Annotated in this window: 10 protein-coding genes; 6 read left to right on the top strand and 4 right to left on the bottom strand. The window is 70.2% G+C overall.

Going from position 1 to position 12,379, the window contains the following annotated elements; genetic code table 11:
* Positions 1 to 16: 16 nt before the first annotated feature.
* The 5 genes from exoE to G4D85_RS24735 all read left to right on the top strand — a co-directional run bounded on the left by exoE (position 17) and on the right by G4D85_RS24735 (position 6,175).
* The gene (exoE, locus tag G4D85_RS24755; RefSeq protein WP_164016246.1) at positions 17 to 1,387 is read left to right on the top strand and encodes a polyisoprenyl-phosphate hexose-1-phosphate transferase ExoE; all 1,371 of its coding nucleotides are present in this window, start codon (positions 17 to 19) and stop codon (positions 1,385 to 1,387) included.
* A 133-nt stretch (positions 1,388 to 1,520) separates the two neighbouring features.
* Positions 1,521 to 2,600 (top strand): gluconeogenesis factor YvcK family protein, encoded by a 1,080-nt coding sequence (locus G4D85_RS24750; protein ID WP_164016244.1) that lies wholly within the window; start codon positions 1,521 to 1,523, stop codon positions 2,598 to 2,600.
* Between the two features lie 35 nt (positions 2,601 to 2,635).
* On the top strand, positions 2,636 to 3,754 hold the full coding sequence (locus tag G4D85_RS24745; protein WP_164016242.1) for a GNAT family N-acetyltransferase: 1,119 nt from the start codon (positions 2,636 to 2,638) through the stop codon (positions 3,752 to 3,754).
* On the top strand, positions 3,751 to 4,920 hold the full coding sequence (locus tag G4D85_RS24740) for a DegT/DnrJ/EryC1/StrS family aminotransferase (RefSeq protein ID WP_164016749.1): 1,170 nt from the start codon (positions 3,751 to 3,753) through the stop codon (positions 4,918 to 4,920). The genes G4D85_RS24745 and G4D85_RS24740 overlap by 4 nt, the downstream gene beginning before the upstream one ends.
* Before the next feature lie 52 nt (positions 4,921 to 4,972).
* Entirely contained in the window at positions 4,973 to 6,175 is a 1,203-nt protein-coding gene (locus G4D85_RS24735; RefSeq protein WP_164016240.1) for a GNAT family N-acetyltransferase, read from the top strand.
* Between the two features lie 143 nt (positions 6,176 to 6,318).
* Here the strand turns inward: G4D85_RS24735 and G4D85_RS24730 are convergent, their stop codons facing one another.
* Positions 6,319 to 8,082 (bottom strand): family 43 glycosylhydrolase, encoded by a 1,764-nt coding sequence (locus G4D85_RS24730; RefSeq protein WP_240359478.1) that lies wholly within the window; start codon positions 8,080 to 8,082, stop codon positions 6,319 to 6,321.
* 312 nt (positions 8,083 to 8,394) lie between these two features.
* Between G4D85_RS24730 and G4D85_RS24725 the strand changes: the two genes are divergently transcribed.
* A complete protein-coding gene (locus G4D85_RS24725) occupies positions 8,395 to 9,174 on the top strand; it encodes a hypothetical protein (RefSeq protein ID WP_164016238.1) in 780 nt (259 codons plus the stop codon).
* Positions 9,175 to 9,188: 14 nt separating this feature from the next.
* Here G4D85_RS24725 and G4D85_RS24720 read toward each other — a convergent pair whose 3' ends face one another.
* The 3 genes from G4D85_RS24720 to G4D85_RS24710 form a co-directional block, all read right to left on the bottom strand.
* Positions 9,189 to 10,157, bottom strand: coding sequence for a tetratricopeptide repeat protein (locus tag G4D85_RS24720; protein WP_164016236.1), 969 nt, complete (start codon positions 10,155 to 10,157; stop codon positions 9,189 to 9,191).
* 3 nt (positions 10,158 to 10,160) lie between these two features.
* On the bottom strand, positions 10,161 to 10,664 hold the full coding sequence (locus G4D85_RS24715; protein ID WP_164016233.1) for a cytochrome c-type biogenesis protein: 504 nt from the start codon (positions 10,662 to 10,664) through the stop codon (positions 10,161 to 10,163).
* Positions 10,665 to 10,817: 153 nt separating this feature from the next.
* Positions 10,818 to 12,287: a hypothetical protein gene (locus tag G4D85_RS24710; RefSeq protein ID WP_240359477.1), complete on the bottom strand. Its 1,470-nt coding sequence runs from the start codon at positions 12,285 to 12,287 to the stop codon at positions 10,818 to 10,820.
* Positions 12,288 to 12,379: the final 92 nt, after the last annotated feature.

Below are 12,379 nucleotides of genomic sequence, written 5' to 3'. Positions count from 1 at the left end.
TTGGTTGGAGGGGCACGTGCTCCGCGTTTTTCACCACTACTTTTCTGCAAAGAAGCTGACTTTCTTCCTCGCCGAGAGCTCGGCGATTGCGTTGGCCTGCGTGATGGGCGCGGCGGCCTGCGCGGCACTCTTCGCGCCCGAGGGGACCTGGCCCCCTCTTCTCGAGTTGTGGCCCACGTTGCTGGGACTGGGCGCCGCATTCGTCGTCACGTTTCAATTCACGCTGTACCTGCTGGACTTGTATGACCTCCGCGTGGCCGCGGAGGACCGGGAGCGGGGCTACCGCTTCCTCAAGGCCGCCGGCGTCACCGCGATGGTTGCCGGTGGGGTGATGCTGGTGGTGCCGCTGGTGATGCCGGTGGCGCTGCCTCCGGGCACGCTGCTGGGCGGGGCGATGGGCGCCCTGGCCGGCACCCTCATGGTGCGGGTGTCCATCCGCGCCCTGGTGGGAGCGCCCGACAGGGTCCTCCTCGTGGGAGACGGCCTCAAGGCCCGGGCGGTGGCGAGCGCCATCGACGCGGGCGGCGAGGGCAGCTACCGCGTGGTGGGCATGGTGGACCCGCGGAACAACGCCTCCGAGCCGCTGGAGAAGATGGCGGCCCGGCTCAACGCGTCCTACGTCATCCAGGCCGCGGACGACATGCGCGGGGCCAACTGGGTGGAGTCGCTCTTGAGCTGCCGGCTGCAGGGGCGGCGGGTGTACGAGGCGGCGGGCTTCTGTGAGCGGGTACTGCGCCGCATTCCGGTGCAGTTCCTCCGGGCGAGCGACTTCGCCTTCGCGGACGAGCTGACGGTGTCGCCGCTGCGGCGGGCGCTCAAGCGCGGCTTCGACATCCTGGTGGCGTCGCTGCTGCTGCTGGCCGCCGCGCCCTTCCTCTTGCTGGTCGCGGTGGCCATCAAGCTGGACTCCAAGGGGCCCCTCTTCTACCGGCAGGAGCGGACGGGCCTGGCGGGCAGCACCTTCCACCTCTGGAAGTTCCGCAGCATGCGGACGGACGCGGAGAAGGATGGCGCGGTGTGGGCCAAGGCGAATGATGACCGCGTCACCCGGGTGGGGCGCTTCATCCGCCGCACGCGCATCGACGAGATTCCCCAGGTCTTCAACGTGCTGATGGGGGAGATGAGCTTCGTGGGTCCTCGTCCGGAGCGGCCCATCTTCGTGGAGCAGCTGAAGACGCAGATTCCCTTCTTCGGGCTGCGCGAGGCGGTGAAGCCGGGCCTGACGGGGTGGGCGCAGATTCGCTACCCCTATGGCGCCTCGGTGGAGGATGCGCGGAACAAGCTGGAGTTCGACCTGTACTACGTGAAGAACGGCTCGCTGTTCCTGGATGTGGGAATCATCTTCCACACCGTGAGACATGTTCTTCTCGGTCGTGGGGCTCGGTAGGACATTCGATAGCGTATTGGCTGGGCAGTGAGATGGACCGCGGCCCTGGCCCCTTTCTTGGAAGGGGCTGGGGCAGCGGGCCCCGCCTGGAGTTGGGAGGGCGGGTTCGGGCGTCGTGGATGGGGGTAGGGTCATGGTGGGAATGGACATGGAAGCGCCGCTCCCGGAGGGTTGGGAGGACACGCGGCGCCGGTTGGAGCAGGAGCGGGAGCGCAACGAGCTGCTGCAGCCTCACGTGGAGCGGCCGACCCGCATCGTCGCCATCGGCGGCGGGACGGGGCTGCCCATGGTGCTCCGCGGCCTGGCCCGGCGGGCGCTGCCGAAGGCCGGCGACCCGGGGGTGGACATCACCGCGGTGGTGGCCATGAGCGACGACGGGGGCAGCTCCGGCCGCCTCCGCCGCCTGCACGGGGCGCTGCCGCCGGGGGACATCCGCAACTGCCTCGTGGCGCTCGCGGGTGGCAAGAATGCGCTGAAGGACGTCTTCCAGTTCCGCTTCGGCGGGGCGCGCGGCCTGGCGGGGCACGCGGTGGGCAACCTGCTCATCTCCGCGCTCGCCGAGCTGAAGGGGGACTTCCTCGAGGCGGTGCGCATGTCCGGCGAGCTGCTGGGCGCGCGGGGGCAGGTGCTGCCCTCCACGCTGTCCTCGGTGCAGCTGGTGGCGCAGATGCATGACGACACGGAAGTCGTGGGCGAGCGCAACATCTGCCGCGCCCACGGCCGGGTGCGCCGGGTGTCGCTCAGCCCCCGCTCTCCGCCGCCGGTGGACGGGCTGCTGGAGGCCATCTACACCGCGGACCTCATCGCCATTGGCCCCGGCTCGCTCTACTCGAGCCTGCTGCCCAACCTGCTGGTGGACGGCGTGGCCCAGGCGCTGAAGGAGACGCGGGCGCTGAAGGTCATGGTGTCCAACCTCATGACGCAGCCGGGTGAGACGGACGGCATGACGTGCCTGGACCACGTGCAGGCGGTCATCGACCATGTGGGCCCCGTGCTGGACGCGGTGCTCGTCAATGGCGCCCCGCCCTCGGACGAGTCCATGAAGCGCTACGCCCGGCGTGGCTCCTTCGTCGTCCCGGTGGACCGCCGGGACTTGATTGCCGCGGGCGTGGTGCCGGTCCAGGCCGACCTCCTCAAGGAGGGGTCGAGGATCCGACATGACAGCCGCAAGGTTGCCTCCTGCCTGCTGAAGATGGCTCGCAGCGGCTTGTAGCCGGAAGACTTCGTCACCACCTTTGGCGCCCGATAATGGAAGCTAGACACCTCATCGCCCGGCCGTCCGTCGTGGAAGTCACCGACCGGGCGGCCTTCATGACCCTGGAAGCGGAGTGGAACGCGCTCGTGGAGGCCACCTCCAACGAGCTGTTCTACCGGCACGAGTTCCTCCGCATCTGGCTGGACAACTTCGCGCCCGGTGCGCGCCCGCGCGTGCTGACGCTGCGGGACGCGCAGGGCCAGCTGACGGCGGCGCTGCCGCTGTGGGAGGAGCGCACCTCGCTGTACGGCGTGCCGGCGCGGCAGCTGTCCGCGATGGCCAACGCGCACTCGTGCCGTTTCGACCTGCTGGCCCGCGAGCCGGACGTGGCCGCGGAGGCCTTCCTCGCGCACCTGCGCTCGGTGGGCGGGTGGGACGTGCTGCGGCTGACGGACGTGCCGGACGGCGGGGCGGCCTGGCGGCTCCACGCGCTGGCACGCGAGGCGGGAATGCCGGTGGGGGAGTGGGAGTCGCTCCAGTCGCCCTACATCCCCCTGCCGTCCACCCGGGACGCGTACCAGGGGAAGCTCCAGTCCAAGTTCAAGGCCAACTGCCGGCGGCGGCGGCGCAAGCTGGAGGAGAGGGGCCGCGTCACCTTCGAGCGGGTGGACGGCGGGCTCGACCTGGAGGGCACGCTGGAGCAGGGCTTCCTCCTCGAACAGAGCGGCTGGAAGGGCGAGCGCGGCACGGCCATGGCGCAGGACGCGCGCACGCGCGGCTTCTACACGGAGCTGGCGCGGGATGCGGCCTACCGCAAGCGCCTGGCGCTGTACTTCCTGCGCGTGGACGGCAAGCCGGTGGCCTTCCACTACGGCCTGGAATACGGCGGGCGCTACTTCCTGCTGAAGCCCGGCTACGACGAGAGCCTGCGTGAGTGCAGCCCTGGGCAGCTCCTCGTGGAGGAGGTCGTCGGAAGCTGCATCGACCGCGGCCTGGGCGAGTTCGACTTCCTGGGGCCGGACATGGTGTGGAAGCGCGACTGGACGGACCAGGTCCGGCGCCACACCTGGCTCTACGTATTCAATGACTCCGCCTTCGGCCGGGCGCTCTGCGCGGCCAAGTTCCGGTGGGGACCCGCGATGAAAGAGGTGGTGGCGAGATGGAAGCGATGAAGCCCTCAGGGAAGCTGTTCGTCCCCTCCCTGCCGACGCTCTGGCCGCACATGTTGATGTCGCGGCCGAAGCCGGGGGCGCTGCCCCCGTTCTCCTCGCCCAACGTCCGCTACTTCTACTTTGCCCGCAACGCCATCTGGCTCACGGTGAAGATGCTGGGGCTGGACGCGGGCGAGGTGCTGATGCCCGCCTACCACCACGGCGTGGAGGTGGAGGCACTGGTGGACGCCGGCGCCACGCCGCGCTTCTACCGCGTGGGCAGCCGCTGGGACGTGGACCTGGAGGACGTGGCCCGCCGCATCGGCCCGAAGACGAAGGCCCTGTACCTCACGCACTACGCGGGCTTCCCGGGCCCCGTGCAGGAGATGCGCAAGCTGGCGGACCAGCATGGCCTCATCCTCATCGAGGACTGTGCGCTGTCGCTCCTCTCGTCGGACGGCGCGGTGCCGCTGGGCACCACCGGCGACGTGGGCATCTTCTGCCTCTACAAGACGCTGCCGGTGCCCAATGGTGGCGCGCTCGTCGTCAATGGCCCGCGCCAGTACAGCCTGCCGGAGCCTCCGGCGCCGCCGTCCGCGTCCACCTTCAGCCACACGGTGTCCGCGCTCTTGCAGAACCTGGAGCTGCGGGGCGGGGCCTTCGGCCGCACGCTGCGCAGCACGGTGCGCGCGCTGGGACACGGCACGGTGAAGGCGGCCAGCATTGAACGCGTCGCCACGGGCACGCAGCACTTCGACCGCAAGCACGTGGACCTGGGCATGAGCCCGCTGACGAAGCGGATCGCCCTGGCGCAGGATTTGGAATCCATCGTCGAGCAGCGCCGCCGCAACTACTTCTTCCTGCTGGGCCGGCTGCGCGACGTGTCGCCGCCGCTGTTCAACCAGCTGCCGCCGGGGGCCTGCCCGCTGTTCTACCCGATGGTGGTGCAGGACAAGGCGGAGGTGCTGGCGCGACTGCGGGCGCAGGGCATCGACGCCATCGACTTCTGGAAGCGCTTCCACCCGGCGTGTGACGCGTCGGCGTTCCCCGAGGTGGCGCAATTGCGGCGGTCGATTGTGGAGATTCCGTGCCACCAGGACTTGTCGCCGGAAGTCATGGCGGACGTGGCGGCGGCGGTGCGCGAGGCACTGAAGTCGGACCGTCGGACGAAGAAGCGCGCGGGTTGAGCAGGCCACAGGGGAAAGGGGAGGGACGTCCGTCCCTCCGGGAGGACGGGCGGTGATTCGCGAGGAAGAGCTGACGCAGGGGCCGCGTGCGGCGCAGTGGCTGGAGGTGGGGGCCGTGGGCAACCCCTCCACGCTGGCGGGCATGCGGGCGGAGTGGGACGCACTGCTCGACGCGAGCGACGCGGGCCCCTTCAACGCCTGGGAGTGGCTCTACCCCTGGTGCCGGCGCATCGCCACGAACCGGCGTCCGCTGGTGCTCACCGCGCGGGACAGGACGGGCGCGCTGGTGGGGTTGCTGCCGCTCTCCGTGGAGTACCGGGGCGTGACGGGCGTGCCGGTGCGGCGCCTGAGCTTCCTGGGCGAGACGCACGTGGGCAGCGACTACCTGGACGTGGTGGCGAAGCGCGGCCACGAGCGGGACGTGGCCCACGCCTTCGCGCGGATGCTGTACGCGCTGCGCGACGAGTGGGACGTGCTGGACCTCACGGACCTGCGTGAGGGCTCGCCCACGGTGGACGTGCTGCGCGAGGTGTTCTCCGGTGGAGACGTCCGCGTGGCGGCGCGCTACGTGTGCCCGTACGACACGTTGGACGCGAAGGAGCCGTTCGACGCGTTCCTCAAGCGCACGGGCCGGCGCGACAACTTCCTGCGGCGGCGCAAGTGGCTGGAGAAGCAGGAGGGCTACCGGATTGAGCGCACGGAGGCGCCGGGCGAGCTGGCCGGGCCGCTGACGGACTTCTTCCGGCTGCACTCGGCGCGGTGGGCCGCGGACGGCGGCTCGCAGGGAATCAAGGGCACGGGCGTGGAGGCGTTCCACCGGGATGCCACGCAGTTCCTGGCCGAGCGGGGCCGGCTGCGCATGTACACGATGAAGGTGGGCGGCCGGGCCGTGGCGTCGGTGTACGGCATTCTCCACCGCGACAGCTTCGTGTACTTCCAGTCCGGGTATGACCCGGAGTGGCGCAACCGCAGCGTGGGCCTGGTGCTGGTGGGCGAGACGTTCCGCGACGCGCTGGCGTCCGGTCTCACCGAGTACGACTTCCTCCGGGGCACGGAGACGTACAAGTCCGACTGGGTGACGAAGCAGCGGCACACGGTGTCCGTGCGCGTGCACGGTGACGCCTGGGCCGGGCGCTGGTTCACCCGCTCCGAGGAGCTGGCGCGAGAGCTGCGCAACGGCGCCAAGGCGGTGATGCCCGACACCCTGGTGGAGAAGGTGCGGCGCTTCCGCCGCCGCCAGGCCGCGGTGGAGTGAGCCAAGGCGCCGCACCAATCCCTGTCACTGTTCTTTTCTTTCCCTGCCGTACAAGGGGGCTCCCCGGCGGCGACTTGCCCGCGGAATGACTGTTCCTTCCGCGCCTGCTCGCGCCAGGGAGGTCCGCGCCCCAGGCGGTACGCTCAGGGAATGACAATCTGCGAGTGCAGGCTCCGCCCGTCGTAGGCCGTGGCGCCGCAGCGGGCCTGGGCCCAGTTTCCATTCACGGCCGAGCAGATGCGGAACGCCTGGATGTTGGAGTACGGCACGTTGATGCCCGGCGTGTCGCAGCGCCCCAGGTAGGTCCACGAGAGGCTCTTGTTCACGGAGTTGACGCCGATGCAGGGGCCAATCCACGCGCCATTGTCCCGCCGCTGCACGTCGATGGAGTACTGGGCGGCGGTCTCCTCCTCGCTCCAGCTCAGGTCCACGAAGGGCGTGTAGCCGCCCGGCAGGTCCAGGGTGACGTCGTCGGAGATGCCGTCATAGGCCCGCTCGACGAAGGCGCCCCAGACACCATTGTTCGAATAGAAGATGCGGAAGGCGGCGATGTCGCCCTTCGTCACCACGCGGTCCCCCGCGCTGCGGCACACGCCGTCGAACACTGTCTTGTTGGACTGGCCGAGCACGCCCACCGCGAGGCACGGGCCAACCACTGTTCCGTCGCGGAGCACGACGTCGAGCGAGTAGCTGTAGCCGGTGAGCTTGTTCCAGCGGAGGTTCACCTGGTTGAGCGAGTGCATCGACCCGTCCGGCTTGAAGGCGACGCGCTGCTTGTACGTGCTGCGCGAGGTGAGGTTGCCCGCGGCGTCGAAGGCTCCGACGTGGAAGATGTTGAAGTACTCACCCCGGCGCTCGACGATGACGTTGTGGCCGTGGCTCTGCACCAGCCGGCCCGCCGAGTTACGCAGGGGCTGCGAGAGCCGCCGCACCGCCCGCGCCCGCGTGAGCTGGGGGATGGAGTCCCCCATCACGTAGTACATGGCGTACTGGCTGTTGTACCAACCGCCGCTGAGGAGCAGGTAGTACTGCCCGTTGCGCTTGAAGACCTCGGGGGCCTCGTTGATGCCCTCCTCGTGGGCCGGCGTCGCGAAGATTGCGGGGCCCGCGTGGTTGTAGACGGTGCCGGGGGCCGCGGTGTTGAAGGAGGAGATGTTGTTGCCCCGGTCGAACCAGACATAGAAGAACCAGCGGCCGGACGTGTCGTTGTACGTGGCCGAGTCGATGCGGATGTTCCGGTTGCAGCCCTGCGGCAGGCACGCCGTGCCGGTGGAGGTGCGCGGCCACGTGGTGTTGGCGTTGATGGGCTGGGGCGCGCTGAAGTTGAAGTTCAAATCCGGCGCCGTGGCGACGAAGGTCGTCACCTCCTGGCCAGCCGGCGGGCACGCCGCGCCGTTGGGCACCCGGTGGGCCGAGAAGTAGAGCTGGTAGGCGCCGTTGTACTTGCCGAGGTCCGGCGCCCAGAGGAAGCAGTAGTCGTAGACGGGGTCGGCCGCCGACGGGTTGTAGTCGCGCTTGAAGTGGAAGCTCCGCAGGTCGGTCGACTCGTAGAGGGGCAGCAGCACCCCGTTGCCGGTGCCGGTGAGGAAGAACAGGTCGTCGTGCTCCTTGTAGACGTCAGGGTCGGCCAGCCACTGCATGAGCAGCGTGCGCGCGCCGTAGTCGGCACCGCGCGTGGCGCAGGCTGGCCCCGTGAAGCCCTCATCACAGACACATAGAGCGCTGCCTGCGTTGTCCCTGCAGACGCCATGGCCACCGCACGTGACGCCATCGCAGACCCCGGCGAGCTCCTGGGGCTGCGAGACCTCCTCTGGAACGGGCTCGGAGCCAGGCGAGTGCCCGTCCCCGCAGCCAGCGAGGGCCGCGCAGAGAAGGGATAGCGGCACGAGCATGCGGACAGGTTTCATGGGTCCTCTCTTCTGAAATTGGTAAAATAAGAATTTCAAGAGAAATAGGAGAGAACGCAAGCGTGGAGTGAGGCAGGCAACTGCGCGGTGTGGCGAGAACAGCACCTGCGCGCGGGCCCCACCGCATCGCGCGAGGCGCCGCTCCTTCAAACAACCCAGGGGCCGCGCCTTGGCGGGCTGCGGCTAACGCATGATGGCTTTGCGTGACGCGCTCCGACTTTCCGCACGGAGGTGAGACCCGGCGTGTGGCCGCGTCGCTGTCTGGCATGACCCGGTTGTGCACACGGGGGCGTTTGAGGTTCCGTGCATTGCATGGACGAAAGCCTCCAGCCGGGCATCCAGCCCTTCGATGCGACGTCGTGGCGTGAGACTCCGTCCGCGCTTCACGAGGGAGATTCCCGCCGCGCGCGGTGCGCCTGCGGCACGGTGGCGCCGCGTGAAGCGGAGTTCTGCCCGAGCTGCCTCGCGTCCCTCGCGGGGGCCTCCGTGGCCGTGAAGTCCGCGGCGGCGCTGCCGTCCGATGCGGCTCCGGGGGGCGTTCTCGGGGCGGTGCACCCGGACGGTGCACCTTCCGTCGACGCAGGGCCGCGCTGTCCTCGACATGTGCAGGTGGAGGAGACGCGCACCTGTCCACGCTGCGGTGGCTTCTACTGTGATGCGTGTCTACCGGAGGCGCTCGAGGCCGAGCGGACGCACTGTCCTGCCTGTCTACAGCGTGAGAGGGACGTGGACCCGGTACGGCTCCGCCGCACCCTCGTGCGCGACATGGCCTGGGTTCACGGTGCCGTCGCGGGAGGGCTGGTCGTCACGGGGCTGCTGGGCTCGATGAGCGCTTCCTCGGGCACGCAGCTCAACGCGCTCGTGGGAGGTGCGTGCTTCGCCGCCATCTACCTCGGGCTTGCCGGCCTGCTGGCGCTCACCCGGAACACGGTGGTGGGCTGGTTCGTCTTCGCGTTCGACGTCCTCATCGGAGGGGCGGCCTTCGTCCTGGGCGGCTACCTGGATGGCGGCGCCATCCTCGTCGCGGCCGTCATCTCCTGCATGCAGCTCATCAAGGCGAATGGCCTGTCGCGAGCCCTCGAGCCCGCCTGAGCGGCCGGGTCAGCTCACGGCAGGCCGCCGCCAGCGACTTCGGCGCGGAGCTGGGCAATCGCGGGCCCCAGCTGCGGCGGCTGCATGTTGCGCGGCACCTCGACGGCGAAGCGCTCGAAGTGCTCCAGCGCCTTCTCCTTGTCTCCGCGCCGCAGCGCGAGGCTGCCCAGGAAGATGAGCGCCTCCTGCGCGTCCGGCCACGTGTCCACCAGCTCCGTCAGCTCGGCCTCCGCGCCCGGCAGGTCGCCCTGCGTGGCGCGCAGCACGCCCCGGTGCACGCGCAGCTCGACGTGGAACGGGTCCGCGGCCAGGCCCTTCGCGGCCACCTTCGCCGCCTCCTCGAACTCCTGGCGGCGGATGAGCTCATGGCTCAGCAGCGCGGCGGACTCCACGTCACCGGCGTTCGACTGCAGGCGCGCGCGGGCCTCCACCATGTCCGGGCTCTCCTGCTGCCCGCCCATGCCGTCTCCCTGCTGCTGCTCCTGCGGTCCACCCGGCGGCACCCGGCCCGTGGCCTCGCGGCCCTCCGTGCGCGGCTGCTGCTCGGACACGAGCAGGTAGCCCAGCCCGCCGAAGAACAGCACGATGCCCGCGCCCCACACGGCGCCCATGAGCTGCGGGTTGCGCGCCGCCCAGCCGGTGGCCACCGGAGCGGGAGCCCGCGTCCGCGCGCCCTCGCCCGACGCCTTGCGCTTCAGGTGCTCGTCCTTGGCGCGCAGCGCGGAGGCGGCCTCGCGCTCCAGGCGGGACTTCTCCGCCGCGTACTGCTCGGCGCCCAGGTTGTGCTTGTCCGCCTCCAGCGCGCGGAGCTGGTCGATGAGCGTCTGCGCGCGCTGGGTCAGGTCATCCATCGCGCCATCGCGAGGCTCGTTCGTCGCGAGCGCGCCCCGGCTGCGCATGAAGAGGAGCCAGACGGCGGCGGCCACGAAGGCGACCGCGAGCACGATGATTCCGGGCAACCAGTTGGTCGTCTGCGGCTGCATGGCTTAGCGCTCCAGCTCCCGGCGCACGGCCTGGAGGTACGGGTCTGCGTCATCCGGCGCGGGAGTCCCCGCCGGGTCGGCCGGGGCCGCGGTCTGCTGCGAAGGCTGCGCCTCGGGAGGCCCACGCTGGAGCTGTCGCCAGATGACGAAGCCGCCAATCGCGACGAGCGCCACCGGGCCCAGCCAGACGAACCAGTTGAAGCCCTGGGCGGTGGGCTCCAGCAGCACCCACTCGCCGTACCGGGCGACGAAGTAGTCGACGACTTCCTGGTCCGTCTTCCCCTCGGCCACCAGCTCACGCACGGTGTCGAGCTGGGCGCGCGCCATGGAGGCCGGGCTGTCGGCGATGGAGACGCCCTGGCACACGGCGCAGCGCAGCTGCTTGCCGAGCGCCTGGACGCGAACCTCCAGCTCCGGCTTGAGGGGATTGCTCCCGCCCTGCTGGGGCGCGTACTGGCCGGTGAAGAGGCTGAAGGCGAGGGTGAGTGACAGGAGGGCTGCGGTCATCGGGCTCCCGGTAACCCTCCCTACGTAGCGCTACCGGGCCCTCCTTGGACAGCGAAACCTACGCGCCGGGCGCCTGTCCCACCGCCCGCCCTGGAGGTGTGGGAGCAGGGCCTCCAGCATGCCTGCCGGGCCGCATGAGAGACGGGCGTCCAGTCAGCGGAGCATTTCGAAGGAGGCGCCCAGGGTGGGGTCCACGGTGAGCAGGTAGGTACCGTCGCCAAGGTATAGCTCCAGCGGCAGGGCCGGGGGGTGCTTCGTCGTCATGGGGCCCTGCCAGGTGCCCTGATGCAGCAGCCTGCCATCCTCCATGAGGATGGCCCACGACAGCTCTCCGTTTCGCTGGGCCCTGGAGTGGTGGCGGGCCACCGCGGCGCGAGGAGCCACGGGCAGCCTCCCCAGGGGCGTCAACCGGGCCGGCGCTTCCAGTCTCCCGTCCGCCCGGTAGCGCAGCTCCGCGAGCACGGCCTGACGGGGGTTCTTCAGCGAGGCCGTCACCAGCGCGGCGTGCAGCCGTCCCGCCGGGTCTATCCACAGCCCCGGCTCCGACTGGGGCATCGCGCGCACGCCGCGGAGCAGGGTGCTGGCTACGCGGGTGAGGCGGCCGGTGCTGGTGGTGCGGATGTGGTGGAGGTCCAGCCCTCCGAGGGACTCCTCCACGACCAGCACGCTGAGACCATTGCCGACCGACGCGGGCTGCACCGTGGCGCGCGCGGCCACGGGGACTCCCGGCAGGGGGACGCGGCCAACCTCGCGGCCCGGAGTGACTTCCGTGGCATCGGAGGAGGACTGGAACCGGATGAGCCGCAGGTTCTTCCCTCCGGCACCCACCATGGCGACGAACAGCTCTCCGGCCACGGTCGCCACGGGAGGACGGACGATGCGCTCGGGAGGCTCGCCCAGGTCGAAGCGGAAGGGGTTCTCCGTCGTGGCCGGCCAGGCCAGCGCCAGCAGTGAGGCACCCTTGCGCCACGTCGTCCACCGGACGGAGGACAGGCCCTGGGGGTCATTCGACCAGGGGTACATCGCGTCCGTGGAGCCAGGCTCGACGGGGCCCAGCACCGTCGCCGGTCTCCAGGTCACTCCTCCCGTTTCCACGGCATCAAAGTCGTCGTAGCCGCCCGCCAGGAGCAGCGGCTGTCCGCCCGTGTCCTGGAGCCAGGCCGCCTTGACCCCGGGCGTGAAGTGGCCGTCCACGTCGACCCCCAGCGAGGCAGGGCCAGCCGAGGAGGGCACGATGTCGAACTCGACAGGTGCGGCTGTCGCGGTGAGGGGCTCCTGGGTCAGCTGGGCGCTCAGGCGGTAGCGCCCGGGGCGTGTAGCGGGGAGCCACGTGTGCACGTCGACGAAGAACTCGATGGCCTGCCCGGCGTCCAACCGGATTCGCGGCGCCACGTCCATCGTGAGGTTGTAGGCCGGATCCATCAGCGCGAACGAGCGCCAGCTGACGCTCCGGCCCTCGGGATACTCCGGCCCGGTCAAGGTGTAGGTCAGCGACTGGTCCGCGTCCCTGAACGGGTCCCGCAGCTCCACGGGGGCGGTGCCCTGGTTCCGTAGGGTGAGGCGTACGCTGCGTTCCTCCGCCGCGAGGAAGCGCTCCTTGGGCAGCTTGAATTGGATGCGCACGGAAGATCCTCCGGTTGTGGGGGAAGGGCGTGTCGCGGCCTGGCTCGGGGGCGGGCGCGCCGAGGCGCTGCCCGCGAGCGAGACGACCATGA

The sequence above is a fragment of the Pyxidicoccus trucidator genome, assembly GCF_010894435.1.
Taxonomy (GTDB): Bacteria; Myxococcota; Myxococcia; order Myxococcales; family Myxococcaceae; genus Myxococcus; species Myxococcus trucidator.
This window is presented reverse-complemented; position numbering and strand designations above follow the sequence as displayed.